The following is a 22,342-nucleotide window of genomic DNA, read 5'->3' as shown; positions in this document are numbered from 1 at the left end:
GATGCGGTGATCGCCATTAGGATTTCAGCCATCAGTTCTTGAACCCGTCGCTGAGGAGGAAACTGCTGTGCCCGCTGCCCAGAACGAATCTCAGGCCCTCGGCGATCTCGCTGCACGGCAGCTAGCCAATGCCACCAAGACAGTTCCCCAGCTGTCGACGATCACCCCGCGGTGGCTGCTGCATTTGCTGAACTGGGTTCCCGTCGAAGCGGGCATCTACCGCGTCAACCGTGTGATCAACCCCGACAAGGTCGCGATCCACAGCGAGGAGCAGGGTGAGGGCGAGGCCCCGCTGCCGCAGACCTACGTCGACTACGAGACCAACCCGCGCGAATACACGCTGCGGACCATCTCGACCCTGCTGGATATCAACACCCGGGTCTCTGACCTGTACTCCAGCCCGCACGACCAGATCGCCCAACAGCTGCGCCTGACCATCGAGTCCATCAAGGAACGTCAGGAAAACGAACTCATCAACAACGCCGAATACGGCCTGCTGGCCCAGGCGACCCCGGAGCAGACCATCAAGACGCTCGGTGGCCCTCCCACCCCGGACGACCTGGATGCCCTGATCACCAAGGTCTGGAAGACACCCGGTTTCTTCCTGACCCACCCGCTGGGTGTGGCCGCGTTCGGCCGTGAGGCCACCCGCCGCGGCGTGCCCCCGGTGGTGGTGAGCCTGTTCGGCGCCCAGTTCATCACCTGGCGCGGCATCCCGATCATCCCCTCGGACAAGGTTCCCGTGAAGGACGCCAAGACCAAGTTCCTGCTGGTGCGCACGGGCGAGGAGCGTCAGGGCGTCGTCGGCCTGTTCCAGCCCGGTCTGGTCGGCGAGCAGGCGCCGGGTCTGTCGGTCCGTTTCACCGGTATCAACCGATCGGCCATCGCCTCGTACCTCGTCACCCTGTATTCGTCGCTGGCTGTGCTGACCGATGACGCACTGGCCGTTCTCGACGACGTGCAGGTGGACAAGTTCCATGCCTACAAGTGATGAGATTCCAGTAGCGGACAGCCCGCCGGGATTCCCGTCGTCGGCCGAGCTGGCCGCACTGGCCACTCAGCTGTTCTGGGAGGCAACACCTTCCGGAGCGCCTGGTATCGACACCCCGGGACCGGCGGTTCCCGTCGCGCCCCGGGGCACCGTGCCGGACGCGACGGCGGGTTCCTCCGCGGCAGCCACCACGGGTTCGTGGGCCAGCCCATATGTCCCTGCTCCGCTGGCCGATGCGCTGTCGACGGCTACGGTGGCCCCGCCGGTAGCAGCCTTCAGCTCGGCCACACCCGATGGCATTCCCGGTGCCGTGCCGGTAGCTCCGCGCGGTGGTGGCGGCGATCTGAGCTCGGGGACATCTGCGGCACACACCGCCGCAACGGGCTATCCGACAACGGGTCTCGCAGATTTCGCCGTCCCCTCCGGACTGGTGCCAACAATCCCGGGCGTGTTGGCGAGCCCGGCCACGGCCCCGGTCACAGCATCGCCGCGGACCGCTCCGTATTCGGAGGGGTTGTCGGTACCGGATCTGGGATGGGCTCCCCCAGCCGCGCCCAGCGGTGGTGACCGGGCTGGTGACGAGGCGAACTACTACTTCCTGGGTGGTGCTCCGGCCGCGGCACCCACCCACGAGGACGCACGTGCCTTCGACGTCACCGCCATCCGGGCGGACTTCCCCATCCTGTCCGAGACCGTCAATGGCAAGCCTCTGATCTGGTTCGACAACGCCGCCACCACGCAGAAGCCCCAGTCCGTGATCGACCGGCTGGTGCACTTCTACCAGCATGAGAACTCGAACATCCACCGCGCCGCACATGAGTTGGCGGCACGCGCCACCGACGCGTACGAGGACGCACGCGGAGCGGCCCGCAAGTTCCTGGGTGCCGAAGCGGACGAGAACATCATCTTCGTGCGCGGCGCCACCGAGGCCATCAATCTGGTGGCCTATGCCTGGGGCGGCAAGAACCTGGGGCACGGCGACGAGATCGTCATTACCCACCTGGAACACCACGCCAATATCGTTCCGTGGCAACTGATTGCGCAAAAGACCGGCGCCGTGATCAAGGTGGCCCCGGTGGACGATGCCGGCAACCTGCTGCTCTCCGAGCTGGAGGATCTGGTTGGACCACGCACCAAACTAGTTGCGGCCACTCAGGTTTCCAACGCGTTGGGAACGGTGACCCCTGCCAAGCAGATCGTCGAGATCGCACACCGATATGGCGCACGTGTGCTCATCGACGGCGCACAGTCGGTGCCGCATCTGGCGGTCAACCTGCAGGAGCTCGGCGCCGACTTCTTCGTCTTCTCGGGCCATAAGATCTACGGCCCCACCGGAATCGGCGTGCTCTATGGCAGCGAAGACGCACTCGCCGAGACGCCACCGTGGCAAGGCGGCGGCAACATGATCGCGGACGTCACCCTACAGCGTGCGGTGTTCCAGGGCCCGCCGAACAAGTTCGAGGCGGGCACCGGCAACATCGCCGATGCTGTCGGACTGGGTGAAGCACTGCGGTACGTGGAGCGGATCGGCATCGACAGGATCGCCGAATACGAGCACGCGCTACTGGAATACGCGACACCGCGGTTGGCCGCAATCCCGGGCGTGACGCTGGTGGGCACGGCAGATCACAAGGCATCCGTGCTGTCGTTCGTGCTCGACGGGCATGATCCGGTGGAAGTCGGGAAGGCCCTGAACGCCGATGGCATCGCGGTGCGCGCCGGACACCACTGCGCGCAGCCGATCCTGCGTCGGCTGGGCCTGGAGCAGACGGTGCGGCCGTCGTTCGCGTTCTACAACACCTTCGACGAGATCGACGTGTTCATCGACGCGGTACGGCGCCTGGCGGAAAGCGGTGGCCCGAAGGCGTAGTGGGGCAGGCAGCCGGGCGGTTCACCCCGCCCGGCTCACCACCGTCAGCAGTACCACGGAATCCTCGATCGCTGTAAGTTCGTGGCGCTCTTGCGGAAAGACCACATACTCTCCCGCCGCGAGGGTGGCCCTAGCGGTTGACGTCGCCAGCTCGACCAGTCCGCTGAGCACCAATAGTGTGGCCTCGCCGGGATTTTCATGTTCGGCCAGCTTGTGCCTGGCGGCAAGCGCCATGATCACCTGCCGGAGCGCATGACCGCTGCCGCCGTGCACGGTGTGTGCGGCCCGGCCACTGGGCGCGTTGCGTGCCGTTGCGGCCTGTGCATTTGCCAGGGCCGTCATCGAGATCACGTCCACGGCCAACTCTCTTTTCCCAGTGGCACCAACGCCAGGTTGACCGTGCAATCACCGTGACCGGCATCGGGGGACACGGTGACCTGAAACTGTCCGCCGATCGCGTCGGCGTTGACGTCGAGCACCTCTTGGATCAGGCCCCGCTGGATACCGCGGACCACTTCTGGGGCGGTCGTTGCGATTTCCGCCAGTGGGCATGAGCAGATCTGCACGGTGACCCGTCCAAAGGACATCAACGTCGAGCGCACGGTAAATCCGAGCTCTCCAAGGGTTTCCACCACCAAGTCGGTGACCTGCAGCGGCGTCCGGCGCCTCGCCACATTCACCCGGTGCGCTAGGTCGGCCCCGACCAACGCGGCGCGCGATTCACGCTCGGCGGCTGTGCCACCGAGATGTACCGCGAACAACGCCACCACATCGGCATAGTCGAGGCGGGGCGCGACCGCGTAGGACAGACTGGGCCTTCCCGCCCTCTGCTCGCCGGTGCCACCACGCCGGACAATATGTCCCTGCTCTTCGAGGGTCTTGAGGTGAAACCGCACCGTGGTGATGTGCAACCCCAAGCTGTCGGCCACTTCCCGTGCGCCCACTGGCGCCGCTGCCTCTTGCAGCACCTTCAGGACGCGCGCCCGCTGTTGACCTGCCCCACGACTGCCGGTCATTCGAGCACGCGCTTGCCCAGCCGCGCGAGCAGCCAGTGCCCGGGAAGATCCTCATGTCTGCGCCCGGCCAGGGGGAGCGTTCCTTTATCGGCCATACCTCCAATTTAGAGGAAAACTGTCCTTTTAAATAGGTCCACGTTGCGGAGTTGTATTCATCACGGCTGCAACTGTGCACCTCCGGCATCGATGCAACTAGCGTTGATGCACGTGACTGCGTCGACAACCTCCCTCAATGCCATCACCGATGCCACCCGCGAGGCCGTGGCCGACAAACCCGCCGCGGCGCACGTGGTGTTCACGGCATCGGCCCAGCCGGAGGGCGCTGTCGGCAGCGAGATCAGCCTGGGCAAGTACCGCGTACACGTTGATGAACCGCCAAGCCTCGGTGGGCAGAACACGGCACCCAACCCCGTCGAGTATTACCTCGCCTCATTGCTGTCCTGCCAAGTGGTCACCTACCGTTTCTGGGCCGAAAGGCTTGGCATTCAGGTTGATTCACTCAGCGCCAGCGCGGAGGGCGATCTCGATGTGCGTGGCTTCTTCGGCCTGGACGACAGCGTCCGGCCCGGCTTTCAGCAGATCAGGGTGACGGTGACGGTCGCCGGTCCCGACACCGATGCGCGGTACCGGGAACTACAGGAAGCCGTCGATGCCCACTGCCCCGTACTAGATCTGACCACCGGGACGACACCGGTACACACCACACTGATTACCCAGGGGCGGCCGTAGAACATTGGTGGGCCAGCCAGCAAAGGAAAAAGCACCGTACGCGCCGCCCGCCGCGCACATTCATGACATGCGCGCTTAGCGATATCGACAATCACAGCAGCCCAATACCAAGCTAACAGGGCTCCGCTCCAGCGAGGGAGCTAGCTCGGCCCGCTATTTTAGCAAACTTTTTCACAGCAGACTCACAGCGGTGAGGCGCCCTTGCGTACGTAGCATCGAAGTATGCGAACCGATACGGACACCTGGGATATCCAAACGAGCGTGGGCTCGACAGCACTGGCCGTGGCCGCCGGCCGCGCGCTCGCACGGCATCCCGCCAACGGAGCGCCGATCGACCCTTATGCCGAGTTGTTCTGCCGCGCGGCAGGAGGCCAGTGGAGCGACCTGGTACAGGGCAAGCAGTCGGATCACGCGCTCTCCAGTGAAGACTTCGGGCGCAGCTTCGCAAATTTTCAGGCCGCACGCACGGCGTTCTTCGACAACTTCTTCACGACCACCAGTGATACGGGAGTGCGTCAGGTCGTGTTGTTGGCCTCGGGCCTGGACTGCCGCGCGTATCGCTTGCAGTGGCCGGCCGAAACAGAGGTCTACGAGTTGGATCAGCCGCTGGTTCAACAGTTCAAGCAGGAGACGCTGGATGCCCACGGAGCGGCTCCCAGCGCCGTACGTCATCCCATTTCGGTTGACCTACGACAGGATTGGTCAACCATCTTGCAAGAAAGCGGGTTCGATCCGTCGAGGCCCTCGGCATGGCTGGTTGAGGGTCTGCTGTTCTTCCTCAAATCCTCTGCTCAGGATCTACTGCTGGAAACCATCGACAGCCTCGCCGCGCCGGGCAGTCATATCGCCGTGGAACAGCGTGACACGTACCCCGACATCGAATTTGAGATGCGCCGGGCAGCGGCCGCGGATTCCGCAGAACCCGGCGGCTCTCCGCTGGCGGACTTTCTCGCATTGATCTACAACGAATCTCGGAGCGAGGCAGCGACCTGGCTCCGGGGCCGAGGGTGGGCTGCTGAGCGGATCGCGCTGCTCGACTACATGAACACATCTGGATTCGAGCTCCCGGCGTACAGCAGCGTGGGCTGGGATACCTTGCGCTACACCAATATGGTGACGGCCGCTAAGCGGTAGCCCAAGCAACCGCCGGATCGGACGCGTTCGGTAGCTTCGAGGGCATTGAACCGAGTTTGAAGGCCCATCCACGGAGCCCGGATTTGGAGTACCCACCCACCCCTAGATGATGGGATTTACTCGTTGTATGTTGACGTCTGACGGGCCTGGACGAGAACTACGACTCCAACGCCAACAAGCGCCAGGCCTATAAGGCCGAAGATCAGGGAGAGTCCCCACTCCGACTCAAACGAACTGATCTCAGCATCGTACGGATTCGCAGGGTCGTATCGAACAGGGACTGTCTCTCCAGTTCTCGGTGACAGCAACCCCGTGGTATCGGACGCAAACGTGATGCGCTGCCCGTCGACGTCGAACTGCACGACGGGATACATCGATGTGTGGCAGTCATCACTGGAGTTACAACTGCGACGTGGCTGCTGGTCGACGACGCGTCCATTCACAATCGCACTGCGCTGTTGGAATTTAGATTCATACAGCGCAGTTGCACCACCGATACTCGCGAAGACCAGGCCAACGGTGACAGCTATCGCACACACTAGACGCTCCGGCCTAGCAATCATCTGTGAGAACAGTTGCATGGTTTCCTTCCCGATCTTGGTGCTTGCGTACGCAAGCACCAACCGACGAGGACACCTTCTTGGGTTGGAGTCGGCTTCCACCCTCAATAAGGCGGCAGCTATTCCCGTGAGACACCCCGTTACGGCAGCTTGTTGTTATCGACTTGGATGTCGAACTCCACCGTGCTGCCTTCAACCTTGCTGGCGGTAACAGTCACGCCGATGCGGGAATTGTCGGGTGCGGGTTCCACTCGAACTTGTCGTGCTCGTGCGCCGGCAGTACTTTTTCGCTGAAAGCGGAGCTGTAGTTGAGTGTGGCTGGGCCGAAGCGATCTGCGAACTCTTGCACACTCACGCTCCAAGACAGCAGATCCTCGGGAGAATCAGCCTCGGGGGCTCGGCCCCGAACACGTCGATGGCGCGCCGACTGAATCACTCCGTTCGCGTCGCGAGTAGCTTCAAAGTCGAACTCCGGCCACAAAACACTGGTGAATCCCACAGAAGCGGAGTCTGCATCGGCAGCTAGGCCGTGCGTCAGACCATTGAAGAAGGTCCATTCGTCGCCAAGAGCCTGCGCCACCCTCTCAGCAATAGCTTCGGCATCGCGCATTGTGAATCCATGGTCAGCTAACTTGGCTTCCATTCTGGCTTCTCGATTGATCATCCCCAACTTCATCGCCACAAGAACATAGATTTCGAAGTCGAGGATAGAGACACAGGAGCAATATCCATAACTCGGAGGGTCACTCGCCGTCTACTGAACAGTTCCCGCTAAGCTATGAGGATAAATCGCGGTTCGGACGTACTACAAATCCGAACCTCACCCCAATCACCTTCTACAGTATATGTGCCTCCATCATCTGTAAGACTATCAATATTACCAAGGTCTTCCTCGCCAGCCGCGTCTATATAACTATTGGCTGAACGGCGAATCCAGTCGATACTCGTAGCGTCCGAAAAAAGTAACTCACCATCGGCATAGCAATACTGGGTACCAGGTAGCGGCTCATGGTAATTGGGGTGCTGGGGTGTCAATACTGCTTCTAACTTGAAAGACAGTTCCCCGGCGATCTCAGAGATGCCTAGCACAAAGCTGTCTTCAAGATATACGCCGTCAAGTTGCGGAAACTGGGAGTAATCGATCATGAATTTACCAATCCCATCCAATTGCAGTATGGTTGTCTGGGCTTTTTCGCGCCACCGGATTCCCAAATGGATCAATCCGTTGACCGTTTGGATCACGGAGCTCCACATGAGGAAGCTCACTACCTGGTGCTCGTTGACTTCCCTCTTTTATCGTCATTCGCACAATACCATTATTGTCCGAATATTTTGCGGGTCCGCTTGGCGTCTGTGATTTTTTCCAGCCCTGAGAAAGGGCATACTTTTCTAGTTCACTCGCCTTCGGCGGACTGCCTGGCTGAAAATAGTCGGCTAGGCGGGGCTTGGGCACATCGACAGCAGGCAGCTGTACCGGAGGGGTCTCAACTGGGCCCCTGGTTACTGCTTTGGTTTCGGTGGAGGCAAGGTCGCCTAGTACGCCGCGTTCGATGGCTGCGCCTTCGCCGCCGAGGGGCACGGATACGGCCGCAAGCGGGAGCTCGACCATCTTGTCGCCGATGAAGTTTCCGGGTTCCTCGTACAGGCGTTTACCGTCCGCGACGAAGCCGCCGCCAACTGCGTCGGGAAGCCCCTTGACTGTGTTGGTACCGAGGTCTTTCCAGGATTCAGCGACACCGGGTGCACCTGGGCCGCCTTGTCCGGTGAGGTTTTTGCCGAGTTGCCCTAGCCCGTCGATGTCGTCGTAGGCCCGATCATTGGCGCGGCCCATGACATCGTTGAACTTGTCGCCAAGCGGCCGGTCCAATGGCTGCGCGCCGGGTGTGCGCATCGGTTGGGGGTCAGGCATGAACCGTGGGGTTTGTGCTTGTTTAACCGCATCATTGACGCGTTGCTCGATCTGGTCGGCAGGTACGTTCTGGTTTTCCAGGTTCTGACGGGTGATGGCCCTGAATGCGTCCACCTGATCAGGCTGCAATGTCGGCGCCGGCCGCAGCGGGGGCTGGCTGACGTCACGCACCCCGGGCATCGATGACAAACGGCCTGCATTCGGATCTGGTGTGCTGGCCGCCTGCGCCGTGTTCAGGGCCTGCAGCGGTGCCGGGAATGTGGAAGCCTCTAGCGGCGATAGCGGCTTAGAGGTTGAGCTCTGGTTGGCGGTCTTCGGTGTCGACGGGTTAGACGGCTGAGGCGGCTGCTGGGGTGCCCGAGTGGTGGTGCTGTCGAGCGCCTGCACGCTCGAGGGCGATTGCGACGGCACAGACGGTGGCGTAGGCGGTTTGGGGACATCGCCGGGCCCGTTGACAGCGGTCGCCGTCCCCGAGAGTGCATCGGTGGCCCCTGAGGTGTCGGGCATACCGGATGTGCCCAGGCTGGATGCGGTGTTGACCATCCCGGAAACCTGGGAGACACCGCCTGCGACCTTGCCGGTCAGGTCGGCGACTTGGCTACCGGCCTGGGTGAGCTGCCGAACCTGCTCGGCCTCGGCCTTGAGCTGCGGGTTGGCGTCGGCGGCCAGTTGTGCGCCCTGCCCGGCTTCATTGAGCCAGGTGGAGGCAATCGAGGCACCCGAGCCCACCGCATCAGCGGTATCGCTGATCCCTCCAGAAACCCCTTGTACCAACGCAACAGCGTCCATCGGATTAACCGCACCCGACTGAGCGCTAGAAGCCAGCGAGGCCCCGGCCTGGGCAGCCGAGCCGAAGTTTTGTGCCGCCGAGCCCGCCGACTGCCCCAAATTCACGCTGTCAGAGACGGTATTGGCGATATCGCCGGGCAGCGACTGACCCAGCTGCGCACCATCTTGCGCCAGCGCCTGGGTATCGGGGCCTTGCGGCTGTTGTTGGTCAGACAAGTCTTGCTCGTCCTGCTTGCGGCGCCGCGTGGAGGCCGCACCCAACAACAACGCCGACAGATCATTGTCACCAGACTGATCGTCGCGATCCTGCTGGTCCTTGTCGTCCTGCTTTTTGTCCCTGGACGGGGCTTTCGGCAGCTTCTGATTGCCGTTCTGCCTCTGCTGACCCTGCTGCAGCTGTTTGGTCAGATCATCAATGCGTTGACGATCCTGACTGGATAGCTGCTGCTGATCCTGCAGCTGCCGGGTCAAGTCGTCGATCTTCTGCTGATCGGAGGACTGATTCGGCGATTGGTTGGGCTGCTGCCCAGCATCTTGTTGCGGCGGTTGTTGCGATGCCTGTTGCGGTTGTTGCACAGGCTGCTGTGCGCCCTGATTCGACTGCCCACCTTGCGATCCCGCATCAGATCCCGGGTTGAAGTCCGGATTCGGCCTACCCGGCCCCTGCGTATACGGGGCGGCGTTCTGATAGTCCGGGATTTGAGTGCCATGCGCGGGCTGATCCCAGCCCTGCTGAGGCCCCTGCTGCCCACTAGACCCCTGAACCCCGTTATTACTGACCGACGGAGCCTGCGTGTTATAGATCGATATCGAGCTGTTTTGATCCAGCGGCGGCTGATTGATCCCACCCTGATAATCCGGCATCTGACCGGGCATCTGCGGCGGCTGAAACTGCGAAGCATCCGGCCCATACGAACCAGACCCGTTCGAACCACCCCCACAATCCGGCGGACACTGCGCATGCGCTTGGGGCACCGTGGCCGGAGTAAACCAACCCAAACCCAACCCACCCGCCGAGAACATCAACAACGCAACAACACCGGACGTCGCGGCCGCCTTATGCGAAGCATCAGTAGCCCACTTCCACAGACCCGCAAGACCTTTCCACCACCCCAGATTGGCCCCCACACCCCAAACCAACACCGCGACAATCGCAGCGACCGCCGCCAGCGTGTTGGCACCGACGATGGTGGGCCCCACTTTCGGGGTCAGCCACGCTGTCATCACCACGAGCGCCAACCCACCGCCGACAAGCGCGGCCACCAGACCCGGATGCCACAACCCCTCCGGAACCCGGCGCCTGCCCGCCGCCCGATCACGCTCGATCAACAGACCCGACTCGGTGAGCGCCTCCCTGGCCAAACCGGTCACATACCGGCCACCAGTGAACAGCGCAGCACCGGCAAGAACCGCCACCAGCATCTGGCCAACCCCCAGCGACAGTGACCACTGGCTCTCGCCGGACAGCTGCTGCCACCAACCCGCATATCCGCCGCGGAACGTCCACCACATACCCAACGCGCCGACAATGACCGCCCCCGACGCGACCACCGCTAACACCGGCTCCGCCAAACGCTCCTTGGCCCGATCGAACAACGCGGCGATGACCGGCCGCGCACCCCACATCGCAAGCTTGATTCCCCCACCAAGGGCGGTCAACGCCAGCAACAACAGGCCGGACCAAGCGATCAGTTCGGCAGCATCGTCACCGCTGCGATACAGGTTGTGCAGCGCCGCGACCGCGCCAACAACCAGAACGCCCCCGCTAGCGAAAGCTGCAGCACGTCGGCCGCGCTCATGTCCCGACACAAGTGACGTGTCAAGATCGCCAGACGGCAACCTCTGCGCCGCCGCAGCGGGGCGGACCAGATCACGGCAGTCGGTCACTGCTATCAGCTGTTTAGTTGATCTCTCATTCCCCGACACATCGCCTCCGTCAGCCACCGCAAAGCCCTCAGGGACGTGACACTACGCCTAGGCACCCAGACGTGTCCACACGCACAGCAAATATCAACTACTGCGGTAGAGGCGCCAACCGCGAATGATGGCAGTAGTGGCTGACGATTGCTCAGGCAGAGGAGTCGGCGGGATCTTCTGCAGACGCCCGGACTGCTGTGCACCGCCTCGTCCTGGCTTGTAGCTGCAAGTTCGCGGGAACCAGGCGTTCATATCGTCGGCCATCCTGCAGCGCGTGCGCCACAACCTAACGCCGTATGCGATGCCGGATAAACCTGGGCAGTCGTGCTACCAGGAAAACCCGCCCCGACACAGCGATGAGGCCGGCTTCAGTACGGGACACGCCGCCCGGGCGGAGACGCGCTCCCGGCGCCATGTGGCGAGGTGCGACATTTCCAGGATTGCCGACATCTCGCCGAACGGCGGAAATACACCCCGAAGAGCGGTGGCGGAGGGATTTGAACCCCCGGACGGTGTTAGCCGTCTCTCGCTTTCAAGGCGAGTGCATTAGGCCGCTCTGCCACGCCACCGTCGGCAAGCCTAGCGGCTCCGCTCGGTGACCTACTCCCCGCCGCGTCCGTCGCCGTCGTGAAGCGCCTCTTCGGCCCCCTCGCCCACCCTGCGGAAGCTCTCGGCGATGGCGGCCTGCTGTGGCCGTGTCAGGCGCATCAGATAGTGCTCACGCACGCACTCGGAGTACGTCCGCATCGCCGCCTCGCCCAGCGTGCGGCCCTGCTCGGTGAGCGCGGCCAATACCGCCCGGCGGTCCTGGGGCATCGACCCCCGCTTCACCAGGCCCTGCTCCTCCAGTCGGCGCACCTGATGGGTGATCCGGCTGCGTGAGGCCAACAGGCTGTTGGCTATATCCCCCATCCGGCAACTGCCGTTCGCGGATCGCAACAACTGCTGCAACACATGAAAATCCGTGAGCGAAATACTGTGCGATGCAACCATCTTGCGATTCAATAGAAAGTTCAACCGATTTGTTGCCACCCAAAAGTTTTGCCATGAACGAAATTCCGCAAGATCGAGCCCCGGAACTTCACTCTCCGAACGCGTACTCATACGCCATCCCCCTTCCCGCCGACCACGCTGTGGCCTAGACCGCGCCTCCGTACGCTGCGTCCAACAACCCAGCGACCGATAGCTCGGCATAGTCTGGATGCTATGCACGCTATCACCGTTGACAATCCGGGTGGGCCAGAAGCGCTGCGCTGGACGGAAGTTCCCGATCCAGTCCCGGGTCCGGGCGAGATCTTGATCGACGTCACCGCAGCGGCAGCTAATCGCGCCGATCTGCTGCAACGTCGGGGCTTGTACAGCCCGCCGCCCGGAGCAAGCTCCATTCTCGGGCTCGAGTGTTCCGGAACCGTCGCGGCACTTGGCGCCGACGTTGCGCATTGGTCTGTGGGACAACCTGTTTGCGCACTGCTTTCCGGAGGTGGATACGCCGAAAAAGTGGTGGCGCCCGCTACCCAGTTGCTGCCGGTACCGACGAATGTCCAGCTCGACGTGGCCGCCGCGCTTCCCGAAGTCGCGTGCACGGTCTGGTCCAACATGATGATGACCACGAAAATGTCAGCGGGGCAATCCATCCTGATTCACGGCGGCGCCAGCGGCATTGGCACCCACACCATCCAGGTGGCCAAGGCCCTCGGCCTGCGGGTAGCGGTAACGGCCGGCACACCCGAGAAGCTGGACGCCTGCCGCGATCTTGGTGCAGACCTGGCCATCAACTACCGCGACACAGATTTTGTACAGGCTGTTCACAGTTTTACCGACGGCTCCGGCGTCGATCGGATTCTCGACATCATGGGAGCGAAGTATCTGAGCCGGAACGTCGACGCCCTCGGCAACGACGGTCACCTCGTCATCATCGGCATGCAGGGCGGCGTGACCGCCGAACTGAACATTGCCAAGCTCATCGCCAAACGTGGCTCGCTCACCGCCACCACCCTGCGCGCCCGCCCCATCGCGGGTCCCTGCGGTAAGGCCGCGATCGTCGAGTCGGTGGCACAGAACCTCTGGCCGCTCGTCGAGGCGGGCAAGGTCCGGCCCGTGGTCGGTGCCGAGATCCCGCTGAGCCAGGCCGCCGAGGCACATCGCCTGCTGGAGAACGGCGCGGTGGTGGGCAAGGTGCTGCTGACCCGCTGACCCGGCAGGGGGTGGATCAGCCCAGCGAGGCGACCGCGCGCACCAGTTGATCGACCTCGGCGGCCGTCGAATAGTGGCCCAGACCAACTGTTATCGCGCCGCCGATCTCGTTTACGCCGATGGCATCGAGCACCCGGGAGCTGGTGTTGGCGATCGCGCAGACCCCGTTGTCGGCCAACCGCTGCACCACCCGATCCGCCGGAACCCCGATCACGGTGAAGCTGAGCGCCGGAATCCGGTCCTCGGGGGCACCGATGACCATGACCCGTGGCAGAGTCCTCAGCGCGCTCACCAGGTACCGGAACAGCCAGTCCAGATATGCGCCCGCAGAGTTCAGAGACGTCAGCAGCCGCTCACGCCGGGTGCCGGACGCCGACTCGTCTAAACCGGCCAGGTATTCCACACTGGCCACCAGTCCGGCCAGCATCGCGAACTGGTGTCCACCCAGCTCCAACCGCGCGGGTCCGCTCGCCAGCGGGTTGAGCGAGATGGAGCTGATCGAATCCAGTAGAGCGGGGTCGCGGAAGACCAACGCGCCCACCGGCGGTCCGCCCCAGGCGGTTGCGTTGAAGGCGATCACGTCGGCGTCCAGGTCTTCGATATCGAAGGCCCGATACGGCACCAGGCTTGAGCAGTCCATCACCACCAGGCCACCGACCGCGTGTGCGAGCTTGGTGGCCTGCTGCAGGTCCGGCACCGTGCCCAGCGTCGACGACGCTGCCGTCACCGCCACCAGACGAGTCGGCTTGGTAATCAAAGACTCCCACTGCCAGGACGGCAGATCACCCGACTCGATGTCGACCTCGGCCCACTTGACCTTGGCGCCGTACCGGTTGGCGGACCGCAGCCATGGCTGCACGTTGGCCTCTTCGTCGAGTCTGGATACCACCAGCTCATAGCCGAGTCCCGCCTTGGACGACGATCCCTCGGCCAGGGAGTTGAGCAGAATCGCACGATCGCTGCCCAGCACCACGCCGCGCGCGTCAGCGCCCACCAGGTCGGCGGCGGCGTGTCGGGCGGCCTCCAGAACGGCAGCGCTGCGGCGCGCGCTGGGGTGCGGGCCCCGCGTGTCGGAAAAGGATCCCCGGAAAGCTGTGGATACAGTCGTAGCAACCGCATCGGGAATCAACATCCCGGCCTGGGTATCGAAATGTACCCACCCGTCGCCGAGGGTCGGGTGCAAACCACGCACCCGGGCGACGTCATATGCCATGCCAGACACCTTAGATGCTCACCACAGGTCACGGCGCTGAACCCGTCGTTGCACCATGCCCCGACGGACGACGGTTAGCGGCGCCGTCTCGTGTAGTCATACTAGAACAATGTCGTTTGCGTTCGGGGTGGCTGCGGCACTGCTGTTGCTGTTCATCCCAGGCTGGTTGATTGGCCGAGCCCTCGGGCTACCAACACATTCGGCCGCCGTCACCGCTCCTGCGTTGACCTACGGGCTAGTTGGACTCTGCATCGTCGCCTTCGGCTCAATTGGCATACCGTGGAACTCACTTTCCGCGGGGTTTGCGCTTGTCGGTGCGGTCATCATCGCGCGCCTGCTGTGGCGCTGGCTGCGGCCAAAAAGGCAGGCCGAACAAACCCCGTCACAAAATCGCGCCGCGCTCGTCGCCGTCACATTCGGCGTCGCGCTCGGGATGGCGCTCATCTTCTACGCGTTCCTGCGCGGGCTCACCCACTGGCAATCGATCCCCAGCACCTGGGACTCGATGTGGCACGGCAACACCATCCGCTACATCCTCGATACCGGGCAAGCATCGTCGACCCGAATGGGTGACCTCCGCAACGTCGAGACGCACGCCACCCTCTACTACCCGTCGGCCTTCCACGGACTGGCCGCGGTGCTCTGCCAGCTGACCGGGGCCGCTCCCACCACGAGCTACACGCTCTATGCCGTCGCCGGGTCGCTGCTCTTCCCGCTGGGGTCCGCGGCGCTCGCTTGGCAGATGCTGCGGGGCCGGACCACCCGCACCTTCCAGGCGGGCGCCGCGGCCACCGCCGCAGCGCTGTCCGCCTCGTTCAGCGCGCTGCCGTACGTCGAGTTCCACGTATCGGCGATCCCCAACTTGATGTCCTTTGCCCTCGTCGGCCCGGCGCTGCTCGCCATCACTAGCGTCGTCGCCGACCGCAGCCGCATACCGGCGGCGATCCTGGCCTTCACCGGAGTGGCGTCGGTGCATACCTCTGGCGCCATCGTGGTCGTGGTTTTCGTGGCCGCCTGGTGGGTGCTCGCACCACTGTCGCGGTATCCCGGTACCAAGTCAAAAGATAAGCACCGCTTGGGAAGTGGATTCACGCCACTGGCCGTTGCTGGGGTGGGCTCGCTGGTGCTGCTCTACCCGCAACTGCGCACTCTGATGCAGCTCTCCGAGATCATCGCGGGACATCAGTTCACCACGCCGTGGGGCAAGAAGCGTGCCCTGCTGGACGCCCTCACGCAGCACACCCGCCACCTGGCCGATTACCCGGTGCAGTCTGCTCTGTTGGGGCTGGCCCTGATCGGCGCGGTCGTGTTGATCGTCAAGCGCGTGTACTGGCCGGTCGCCGTCTGGCTGCTACTGGTCATCGCGATTGTGCACTCCTCCAAACCCTTTGGCGGTTTCGTCGGCCACGCGGTGGCCCTCTTCTCCGACGCCTTCTACAGCGACCCCCGCCGTCTGTCCGCCATCGTGTGTCTGTTGCTGGCCCCGGCCGCCGGAATCGGACTGTTCGCACTGGCCGCCGCCGCGCTGGCCACACTGAGACGGGCACGCAAGACGCGGGCCGATTCGCGCTGGACGCTGGTGGCCGCTGCGATCGTGTTGGCCGCGATCTGCGGTTTCTCTGCCCGGCACTACTTCCTGCCGCATAAATACCTCGTTGGAGCCAAGTATGACCAGGTGATGGTCGGACCCAAGAAGCTCGATGCCTTCGCGTATCTGGCGACGCTGCCCGGCGCCAAGACCACCACGATCGGCGACGGAAACGTGGACGGTTCGGGCTGGATGTACGCGGTGGCCGGCCTGCACCCGCTGTGGACGCATTACGACTTCCCGCAGCAGCAGGGGCCGGGTTACCACAGGTACATCTTCTGGGCCTACGCCGACGACGCCGATACCGACAGACGCGTGACGGAGGCCGTGCATGCGCTGAATATTCGCTATGTCATGACCAGTACTCCCGTGGTCCAAGGCTTCAAGGTTCCCGACGGACTAAGGTCGTTGGACATATCCCGATCATGGAGAAAGCTGTACGACAACGGCGCCGCCCAGATCTACGAATGGGTTGGCGACCGGAAACCAGACGCGGAAGGTGACAAATGACCAATCCCGGTCATGACGAGGACGACGACCAGGTGATCATCCTGGGCGCAGACGACTCCGACAAGGGTGCCGACGGCCTGGACGATGATCTGTCGGTCACTGATCTCGTCGAACAGCCTGCCAAGGTGATGCGCATCGGCACGATGATCAAGCAGCTGCTCGAGGAAGTGCGCGCGGCCCCTCTCGACGACGCCAGCCGTTCCCGGCTGCGCGAGATCCACGCCACCTCCATCCGCGAGCTTGAGGAGGGGCTGGCCCCCGAGCTGCGCGAGGAACTGGAGCGTCTGGCGTTGCCCTTCAATGAGGACACCATCCCCTCCGACGCGGAGCTGCGCATCGCGCAGGCACAGCTGGTCGGCTGGCTGGAGGGTCTGTTCCACGGTATCCAGACCGCCCTCTTCGCCCAGCAGATGGCGGCCCGCGCACAGCTGCAGCAGATGCGCAAAGGAGCTCTGCCCCCAGGGCTTTCGGTTCCCGCACAGGGCGGCGGCAGCGGCACCGGCCAGTACCTGTAAGTCCGAAACATGGTCAGTATCCAAACTCACCAGGCGTGGGTGGAATTCCCCATATTCGACGCCAAGTCACGCTCGCTCAAGAAGGCGTTCCTGGGCAAGGCGGGCGGCGCCATCGGGCGCAACGAGTCCAATGTCGTGGTCATCGAGGCCCTGCGTGACATCACGCTGTCCCTCAAGGAGGGCGACCGCGTTGGGCTCGTCGGCCACAACGGCGCGGGTAAATCGACTCTGCTGCGGCTCCTTTCGGGAATCTACGAACCCACGCGGGGCAGCTCCTACATCAAGGGCCGCGTCGCACCCGTGTTCGACCTGGGCGTGGGTATGGATCCGGAAATCTCCGGGTACGAGAACATCATCATCCGCGGCATGTTCCTGGGACAGACCCGCAAGCAAATGCAAGCCAAGGTCGACGAGATCGCCGACTTCACCGAGCTCGGCGAGTACCTGTCCATGCCGCTGCGTACGTATTCCACCGGTATGCGCGTGCGCCTGGCCATGGGCGTGGTCACCAGCATCGACCCCGAGATCCTGCTACTCGATGAGGGCATCGGTGCCGTCGACGCAGAGTTCATGAAGAAGGCGCGAATCCGGTTGCAGCAGTTGGTAGAGCGCTCCGGCATGCTGGTCTTCGCCAGCCACTCCAATGAGTTCTTGGCCCGGCTGTGCAACACGGCGATGTGGATCGACCACGGCACCATCAAGATGAGCGGCGGCATCGAGGACGTGGTCCGTGCCTACGAAGGCGATGAGGCCGGAGATCACGTGGCCCAGATCCTTGCCGAAGACGCGCACGATGGCTAGTCCCTCACGGAACAACGTTGTCGCCGTCGTCGTCACCTACCGCCGCGCGGCGGAATTGGCGCAATCGCTGCAGATAGTCGCCGCGCAGACCGTCGCCCCGAACCACCTTGTGGTGGTGGACAACGACAACGACCCCGCCATCAAGACACTGGTCGAGGGTCAACCCATCGCGACCACCTACCTGGGATCGAACCGAAACCTCGGCGGTGCAGGAGGATTCGCGCTGGGCATGCTCCACGCGCTCACCCTGGGCGCCGATTGGGTCTGGCTTGCCGACGACGACGGCCGCCCGGGCGGTACCGACGTTTTGGAGAAACTGCTGGCCTGCGCCCGCACACATCGCCTGGCGGAAGTGTCGCCCATGGTGTGCGATATCGATGATCCAGGGCGGTTGGCGTTCCCACTGCGGCGTGGCCTGGTGTGGCGCCGCCGGGTCGACGAACTGCGCACCGAAGCGAGCCAAGACCTGCTACCCGGCATTGCGTCACTCTTCAATGGCGCCCTGTTCCGTGCGGAAACCCTTGAGGCCGTGGGGGTTCCCGACTTGCGCTTGTTCGTGCGCGGCGACGAGGTGGACGTGCACCGGCGACTCGTGCGCTCCGGCCTGCCGTTCGGCACCTGCCTGGACGCCACCTACCTGCATCCCAACGGTGCCGCCGAGTTCAAGCCGATTCTGGGCGGGCGCATGCACACGCAGTACCCCGACGACGCCACGAAGCGGTACTTCACCTACCGCAACCGCGGCTATCTGATGTCCCAGCCCGGCATGCGCAAGCTGCTGGCGCAGGAATGGGTGCGTTTCGGATGGTACTTCTTGATCACCCGGCGTGACCCTGCCGGACTGCGTGAGTGGATCGCGCTGCGGCGCTTGGGCCGGCGTGAGCAGTTCGGCCGGCCTGACAAGCCAGCGCCCAGGGTCGAAGGAGAATGACATGGCGAACGAACTGATCGAACTATCATCGGACTCCCGTACCTTCAAGCGCGCATGGCGTGACCTGTCAGAGGGTTTCGAGCATCGGCAGCTCTGGTTACAGCTCGGCTGGCAGGACATCAAGCAGCGCTATCGGCGTTCGGTGCTGGGACCGTTCTGGATCACCATCGCCACCGGATCGACAGCGCTGGCCATGGGCATCCTGTACTCGCAACTGTTCAAGCTGCCGCTGGCTGAACATCTGCCTTACGTGACAATCGGTTTGATCGTCTGGAACCTCTTCAACGCGGCGATCCTCGAGGGTTCGGACGTCTTCGTCGCGAATGAGGGCCTGATCAAACAGCTCCCGACTCCTCTGAGTGTGCACGTCTATCGGCTGGTCTGGCGACAGCTGCTGCTGTTCGCGCACAACATCATCATTTTCCTGATCGTGGTCGCGGTATACACGCCGCATTGGCATTTCACCGATCTCAGTTTCATCCCCGCGCTGGTGTTGATCACGCTGAATTGCCTGTGGGTTTCCCTGGTTTTCGGCGTGCTGGCCACCCGCTATCGGGATATCTCACCGCTGTTGGGCAGCCTGGTGCAACTGCTGTTCTTCATGACGCCGATCATCTGGAACGAGAACATGCTCAACCAGCGGGTGGGCAAGTTGGCCACCGTGGTGCAGCTCAACCCGTTTGTGCACTTCCTTGCCATCATCCGTGACCCGCTGCTGGGGCTTGATCAGCAGCTGCACCACTGGATCATCGCGCTGTCGATCACGGTGGTCGGTTGGATCGTTGCGATCGTGGTGATGCGCCAGTATCGGGCCAGGGTCCCGTATTGGGTTTAGTCATGCCAGCGAGATCCGACCGAGGGTACGTATGGCCGCTGCTGTCGGCTGCCGCTGCCCTCATCGTGTTCGCACTGCTCTGGCTGGGCTATGCCCAACAGTGGAATGGGTTGTCCCGGCTGGACGTCGGGGCGCTGACGCCGGCGCATCACTACGGAATCGCCCACCCCGGCTGGGTCACCGTCTGGGATGTGTTCGCTACCGCCCTGGGGCCCGGCGCCTTCCGCATCGGCGGCGCCATCATCATCATCGTGCTGCTGGTGCGCGGCCAGCGGCGACCGGCCGTGTTCCTGCTCGTCACGATCGAGCTGAGCGCACTGGTCACCGAGTTGGCCAAACTGCTGGCGGGGCGACCGCGGCCGGCAACCAAGTTGGTCGACGCATACGGAACCTCATTTCCCTCCGGGCACGCACTCGGCATCATGGTCTGTGTACTGGCATTACTCACGGTGTTCACACCGAAAGTGGTTGCCGCGTGGCGTCCCTGGCTCGGCGTGCTCGGCGGCGTGCTGATTCTGCTGATCGGCATCAGCAGAGTCCTACTCAACGTGCACAACCCCTCCGATGTGCTGGCGGGGTGGGCGCTGGGCTACGCGTACTTCATCGTGTGTCTGTTGGCGCTGCCGCCGTGGACCGTCACGGCAGCGGACGGAACACCGCCAGCGCCCGGTAACGCACCGTGAAGTGCGCCTCGGTGTACCTGTCGCCCGCTTCCCCATCGCGGGCGAGCACGGTAGGGCCATCCACCGCGGTGAACGTGAATTCGGGCACCTGCAGCTCGTGGTAGAGCGGGCTGCGTTGCAAGCGTCCCAGTGCCAGCGCAGTCAGGATCCGCACACCGCTGAACCGGCGACCGGTTTCCAGGATCCGCACATCGATCAGGCCATCGTCCAGCCGGCTGCGCAGGGACGGCGCGAAACCCGCCGGGAGATAGACCGAATTACCCAGAAAGAACAGTGAGGTCTGAATCGTCTTGTTGTCGAACCGGATACGCACCGGGTGATCGCGCCGCAACACGTACAGCATCGCGTACACGGCGGCCAGCGGTTTGCCTATGCGGCGCTCGAGCTTCTCGCGGACCTGCACGAACTTGGGGTAGGAACCGATGCTCGCCGTATTGATCACCACCTGGCGCTCGTTCAGGTAGACCAGGTCGACTCGGCTGACACTGCCCCGTCGGATCGCGTCGACGGTCTTGGCCACGCTCTCGCAGCCGATGTCCTTGGCGAAGTGATTGAAGGTGCCGCCGGGGAAAACCGCCAGCGGCCTGTCGGTCTCGACCGCCACACCGGCAGCGCATGCCACCGTGCCGTCGCCGCCTCCCACCGCGAGCACCTCCGCCCGGCCCGCGGCCGCACGCATCACTTCGATGACGTCATCGTCCTTGCTCAGCTCGACAATTTCGGTGCGCGGCAGCGCTTTGCGCACCTGTTCCAGGATCCGCTGCCCGGTGCCATCGCCGGACGCCGGATTGACCACCAATACGACACCCTCGCCCCCGGGCCGTGCGGGTGTTTCCACCCGCAGCGGCTCGCCCGTCGGAACAGACGTCGTCACGATCGGCGGCACCACGCGCGCGCCCAGGACTGCCAGTCCCGCACCGATCCCAAATCCCGCGAAGACGTCGCCGGGGTAGTGGACGCCGGTCGCCACCCGGGACAGCCCCACCAAACCGGCGAGCAGCGAGAGCCCAAAGCCCAGCGGCGGGCTTTCCAGGCCGACTCCCACCGCGAACGCCGCGGCACTCGCCGAATGCCCTGAGGGCAATGACGACGACGTCGGCACCCGCCGGCTGCGCCGCGTCAGCGGCACCGAGAGGTGGTTCGGCCGCTCGCGCCGCCGTAGCCGCTTGGCCACCTGGTTGGTGACGGCGCTGGTCACCGCCAACGTGAGCAGCCCACGGGTGGCACCACGGGCAGCGGCAGGCTTGCCGAACAGTGCCAGCCCGACGCCGATTCCGATCCACAGCTTGGAGTGGTCGGCGGCGCGGGTGAGGCGCGGCATGACGGCGTCAAGCAACGGGCTCGGTGACTCCGCGACGGCTTCGAAGACTTCCCGATCTAGCGTGCCCAGCCCGTCACCTATCTGGCGCAGACCCTTCAAAGAATTCCGTGACGGCAACAAACCCATGCAGCCCAACATATCCCGCACACCGCACGGCTGGGTGGTCTGTCAGCAGTTGACGGCAGGGGGCTTGGCATCGGCCCGGAAGGACACGTGCACGTGATCCATGTGATTGGCGGTCGGGCTGCCACGGTTCTCCATCATCGACCAGCCGTTGCCGTCGTTGTATCGCTGCTGCCAGATCACATAGGTGACGCCCAACCGATCACGGTTGGCCAGAACGAAATTCGCGAGTGCGGTGCCCGTCGAGTAGGAGCTTGTCATGAAATCCAGCGCCAGCCCACGACCGTGATCGCCGCCACCGCCGCGGCCGTTGGCGCCGCCGATGTCACCGATCCCGAACATTCCCTTCAGAAAGTTTCCGGCCTGGGCCACCGCCGGCCGCGCACCCGCCAACACCGTCGAACACGGCTTGATGGCTCGGGCCCGGGCCTCCATGGCAAGCGCCTCGCCCGAGATGTAACGGCGGTCCCGCTGCGCCCGCGGCAGCTCGGCGATGAATGCGATGGCGTTCTGCGGCGGCTTGATGGACAGCTGAACTTGCGGCTTCTCGACTTCGCTCACGATGCCCATCACGGCGGCACCGGCAACGAGTGACACGGTAAGGCCCGCGACGCGCGAAAGGGGCGTCGCGGGCCTCTTCTCACCGTCCTTCGCACGCCATCTCGCCAAGATCACCCGGTCAGATTACGAAACGATCACGCGTCTGTCACGCCG

General features: G+C 63.7%; 21 protein-coding genes, 1 tRNA gene and 1 pseudogene. 11 read left to right on the top strand and 12 right to left on the bottom strand.

What is annotated here, in order from left to right:
• Window positions 1-67 precede the first annotated feature (67 nt).
• Window positions 68-991, top strand: coding sequence for a family 2A encapsulin nanocompartment shell protein (locus MAB_RS01250; protein ID WP_005090680.1), 924 nt, complete (start codon window positions 68-70; stop codon window positions 989-991).
• A complete protein-coding gene (locus MAB_RS01245; RefSeq protein WP_005112909.1) occupies window positions 978-2,861 on the top strand; it encodes a family 2A encapsulin nanocompartment cargo protein cysteine desulfurase in 1,884 nt (627 codons plus the stop codon). The genes MAB_RS01250 and MAB_RS01245 overlap by 14 nt, the downstream gene beginning before the upstream one ends.
• A gap of 21 nt (window positions 2,862-2,882) precedes the next feature.
• On the opposite strand, the gene MAB_RS01240 is transcribed toward MAB_RS01245, so the two are convergent.
• From MAB_RS01240 to MAB_RS25335, 3 genes and pseudogenes are all read right to left on the bottom strand, one after another.
• Complete coding sequence (locus tag MAB_RS01240) at window positions 2,883-3,218, bottom strand: cupin domain-containing protein (protein ID WP_005112907.1); 336 nt, start codon at window positions 3,216-3,218, stop codon at window positions 2,883-2,885.
• Complete coding sequence (locus MAB_RS01235) at window positions 3,209-3,877, bottom strand: helix-turn-helix transcriptional regulator (protein WP_005115189.1); 669 nt, start codon at window positions 3,875-3,877, stop codon at window positions 3,209-3,211. The genes MAB_RS01240 and MAB_RS01235 overlap by 10 nt, the downstream gene beginning before the upstream one ends.
• 2 nt (window positions 3,878-3,879) lie before the next feature.
• Window positions 3,880-3,972, bottom strand: a pseudogene (locus MAB_RS25335) (SAM-dependent methyltransferase); the annotation flags it as partial.
• A 106-nt stretch (window positions 3,973-4,078) separates the two neighbouring features.
• On the opposite strand from MAB_RS25335, the gene MAB_RS01230 reads away from it, so the two are divergent.
• Window positions 4,079-4,606, top strand: coding sequence for an OsmC family protein (locus MAB_RS01230; RefSeq protein WP_017206458.1), 528 nt, complete (start codon window positions 4,079-4,081; stop codon window positions 4,604-4,606).
• Between the two features lie 222 nt (window positions 4,607-4,828).
• Window positions 4,829-5,740 carry an SAM-dependent methyltransferase gene (locus tag MAB_RS01225; RefSeq protein ID WP_005112905.1) on the top strand — a complete coding sequence of 304 codons (912 nt, stop codon included), beginning with the start codon at window positions 4,829-4,831 and terminating at the stop codon, window positions 5,738-5,740.
• A 116-nt stretch (window positions 5,741-5,856) separates the two neighbouring features.
• On the opposite strand, the gene MAB_RS01220 is transcribed toward MAB_RS01225, so the two are convergent.
• The 6 genes from MAB_RS01220 to MAB_RS01195 form a co-directional block, all read right to left on the bottom strand.
• On the bottom strand, window positions 5,857-6,183 hold the full coding sequence (locus MAB_RS01220) for a DUF3592 domain-containing protein (protein WP_236740170.1): 327 nt from the start codon (window positions 6,181-6,183) through the stop codon (window positions 5,857-5,859).
• A 331-nt stretch (window positions 6,184-6,514) separates the two neighbouring features.
• Window positions 6,515-6,910, bottom strand: coding sequence for a hypothetical protein (locus MAB_RS01215; protein ID WP_005112903.1), 396 nt, complete (start codon window positions 6,908-6,910; stop codon window positions 6,515-6,517).
• 161 nt (window positions 6,911-7,071) lie between these two features.
• On the bottom strand, window positions 7,072-7,446 hold the full coding sequence (locus MAB_RS01210; RefSeq protein WP_012296277.1) for a hypothetical protein: 375 nt from the start codon (window positions 7,444-7,446) through the stop codon (window positions 7,072-7,074).
• A 4-nt stretch (window positions 7,447-7,450) separates the two neighbouring features.
• Window positions 7,451-10,807 (bottom strand): hypothetical protein, encoded by a 3,357-nt coding sequence (locus tag MAB_RS01205; protein WP_005112902.1) that lies wholly within the window; start codon window positions 10,805-10,807, stop codon window positions 7,451-7,453.
• A 590-nt stretch (window positions 10,808-11,397) separates the two neighbouring features.
• Window positions 11,398-11,484 (bottom strand) — tRNA-Ser (locus tag MAB_RS01200).
• 31 nt (window positions 11,485-11,515) lie between these two features.
• Complete coding sequence (locus MAB_RS01195) at window positions 11,516-11,908, bottom strand: MarR family winged helix-turn-helix transcriptional regulator (RefSeq protein WP_005113781.1); 393 nt, start codon at window positions 11,906-11,908, stop codon at window positions 11,516-11,518.
• A gap of 213 nt (window positions 11,909-12,121) precedes the next feature.
• Between MAB_RS01195 and MAB_RS01190 the strand changes: the two genes are divergently transcribed.
• A complete protein-coding gene (locus MAB_RS01190; protein WP_005112900.1) occupies window positions 12,122-13,108 on the top strand; it encodes an NAD(P)H-quinone oxidoreductase in 987 nt (328 codons plus the stop codon).
• A gap of 16 nt (window positions 13,109-13,124) precedes the next feature.
• Here the strand turns inward: MAB_RS01190 and MAB_RS01185 are convergent, their stop codons facing one another.
• Window positions 13,125-14,321, bottom strand: a complete 1,197-nt coding sequence (locus tag MAB_RS01185; protein ID WP_005063039.1) for a cysteine desulfurase-like protein — start codon at window positions 14,319-14,321, stop codon at window positions 13,125-13,127.
• 109 nt (window positions 14,322-14,430) lie between these two features.
• Between MAB_RS01185 and MAB_RS01180 the strand changes: the two genes are divergently transcribed.
• The 6 genes from MAB_RS01180 to MAB_RS01155 are packed head-to-tail and all read left to right on the top strand — an operon-like array spanning window position 14,431 to window position 20,184.
• Window positions 14,431-16,419 carry a DUF6541 family protein gene (locus tag MAB_RS01180; protein WP_005091102.1) on the top strand — a complete coding sequence of 663 codons (1,989 nt, stop codon included), beginning with the start codon at window positions 14,431-14,433 and terminating at the stop codon, window positions 16,417-16,419.
• Window positions 16,416-16,934, top strand: a complete 519-nt coding sequence (locus tag MAB_RS01175) for a bacterial proteasome activator family protein (protein ID WP_005084031.1) — start codon at window positions 16,416-16,418, stop codon at window positions 16,932-16,934. The genes MAB_RS01180 and MAB_RS01175 overlap by 4 nt, the downstream gene beginning before the upstream one ends.
• 9 nt (window positions 16,935-16,943) lie before the next feature.
• A complete protein-coding gene (gene wzt / locus MAB_RS01170; RefSeq protein ID WP_005084033.1) occupies window positions 16,944-17,735 on the top strand; it encodes a galactan export ABC transporter ATP-binding subunit Wzt/RfbE in 792 nt (263 codons plus the stop codon).
• Window positions 17,728-18,666 (top strand): galactofuranosyltransferase GlfT1, encoded by a 939-nt coding sequence (glfT1, locus tag MAB_RS01165; protein WP_005091105.1) that lies wholly within the window; start codon window positions 17,728-17,730, stop codon window positions 18,664-18,666. Before wzt ends, glfT1 begins: the two co-directional genes overlap by 8 nt.
• 1 nt (window position 18,667) lies before the next feature.
• Window positions 18,668-19,501 carry a galactan export ABC transporter permease subunit Wzm/RfbD gene (wzm, locus tag MAB_RS01160; protein WP_005063033.1) on the top strand — a complete coding sequence of 278 codons (834 nt, stop codon included), beginning with the start codon at window positions 18,668-18,670 and terminating at the stop codon, window positions 19,499-19,501.
• 2 nt (window positions 19,502-19,503) lie between these two features.
• A complete protein-coding gene (locus tag MAB_RS01155) occupies window positions 19,504-20,184 on the top strand; it encodes a phosphatase PAP2 family protein (protein ID WP_005091994.1) in 681 nt (226 codons plus the stop codon).
• Here MAB_RS01155 and MAB_RS01150 read toward each other — a convergent pair.
• Both MAB_RS01150 and MAB_RS01145 read right to left on the bottom strand, forming a co-directional pair.
• Complete coding sequence (locus tag MAB_RS01150; RefSeq protein ID WP_005091992.1) at window positions 20,138-21,631, bottom strand: bifunctional phosphatase PAP2/diacylglycerol kinase family protein; 1,494 nt, start codon at window positions 21,629-21,631, stop codon at window positions 20,138-20,140. The genes MAB_RS01155 and MAB_RS01150 overlap by 47 nt on opposite strands.
• 42 nt (window positions 21,632-21,673) lie before the next feature.
• Window positions 21,674-22,303: a VldE C-terminal domain-containing protein gene (locus tag MAB_RS01145; protein WP_005084043.1), complete on the bottom strand. Its 630-nt coding sequence runs from the start codon at window positions 22,301-22,303 to the stop codon at window positions 21,674-21,676.
• Between the last annotated feature and the right edge of the window lie 39 nt (window positions 22,304-22,342).

Source organism: Mycobacteroides abscessus ATCC 19977 (genome assembly GCF_000069185.1).
Classification (GTDB): Bacteria; Actinomycetota; Actinomycetes; order Mycobacteriales; family Mycobacteriaceae; genus Mycobacterium; species Mycobacterium abscessus.
Note: the sequence above shows the minus strand (reverse complement) of the source record. Positions and strands in the feature narration are given on the sequence as shown.

What these genes read in the sequence shown, in the direction of transcription:
- MAB_RS01245 (WP_005112909.1), top strand. Translation starts at nt 978, where the DNA reads ATGCCTACAAGTGATGAGATTCCAGTAGCGGACAGCCCGCCGGGATTC.
- MAB_RS01235 (WP_005115189.1), bottom strand. Translation starts at nt 3,877, where the DNA reads ATGACCGGCAGTCGTGGGGCAGGTCAACAGCGGGCGCGCGTCCTGAAG.
- MAB_RS01230 (WP_017206458.1), top strand. Translation starts at nt 4,079, where the DNA reads ATGCACGTGACTGCGTCGACAACCTCCCTCAATGCCATCACCGATGCC.
- MAB_RS01225 (WP_005112905.1), top strand. Translation starts at nt 4,829, where the DNA reads ATGCGAACCGATACGGACACCTGGGATATCCAAACGAGCGTGGGCTCG.
- MAB_RS01215 (WP_005112903.1), bottom strand. Translation starts at nt 6,910, where the DNA reads ATGCGCGATGCCGAAGCTATTGCTGAGAGGGTGGCGCAGGCTCTTGGC.
- MAB_RS01210 (WP_012296277.1), bottom strand. Translation starts at nt 7,446, where the DNA reads ATGATCGATTACTCCCAGTTTCCGCAACTTGACGGCGTATATCTTGAA.
- MAB_RS01195 (WP_005113781.1), bottom strand. Translation starts at nt 11,908, where the DNA reads ATGGTTGCATCGCACAGTATTTCGCTCACGGATTTTCATGTGTTGCAG.
- MAB_RS01190 (WP_005112900.1), top strand. Translation starts at nt 12,122, where the DNA reads ATGCACGCTATCACCGTTGACAATCCGGGTGGGCCAGAAGCGCTGCGC.
- MAB_RS01185 (WP_005063039.1), bottom strand. Translation starts at nt 14,321, where the DNA reads ATGGCATATGACGTCGCCCGGGTGCGTGGTTTGCACCCGACCCTCGGC.
- MAB_RS01180 (WP_005091102.1), top strand. Translation starts at nt 14,431, where the DNA reads ATGTCGTTTGCGTTCGGGGTGGCTGCGGCACTGCTGTTGCTGTTCATC.
- MAB_RS01175 (WP_005084031.1), top strand. Translation starts at nt 16,416, where the DNA reads ATGACCAATCCCGGTCATGACGAGGACGACGACCAGGTGATCATCCTG.
- wzt (WP_005084033.1), top strand. Translation starts at nt 16,944, where the DNA reads ATGGTCAGTATCCAAACTCACCAGGCGTGGGTGGAATTCCCCATATTC.
- glfT1 (WP_005091105.1), top strand. Translation starts at nt 17,728, where the DNA reads ATGGCTAGTCCCTCACGGAACAACGTTGTCGCCGTCGTCGTCACCTAC.
- wzm (WP_005063033.1), top strand. Translation starts at nt 18,668, where the DNA reads ATGGCGAACGAACTGATCGAACTATCATCGGACTCCCGTACCTTCAAG.
- MAB_RS01155 (WP_005091994.1), top strand. Translation starts at nt 19,504, where the DNA reads ATGCCAGCGAGATCCGACCGAGGGTACGTATGGCCGCTGCTGTCGGCT.
- MAB_RS01150 (WP_005091992.1), bottom strand. Translation starts at nt 21,631, where the DNA reads ATGGGTTTGTTGCCGTCACGGAATTCTTTGAAGGGTCTGCGCCAGATA.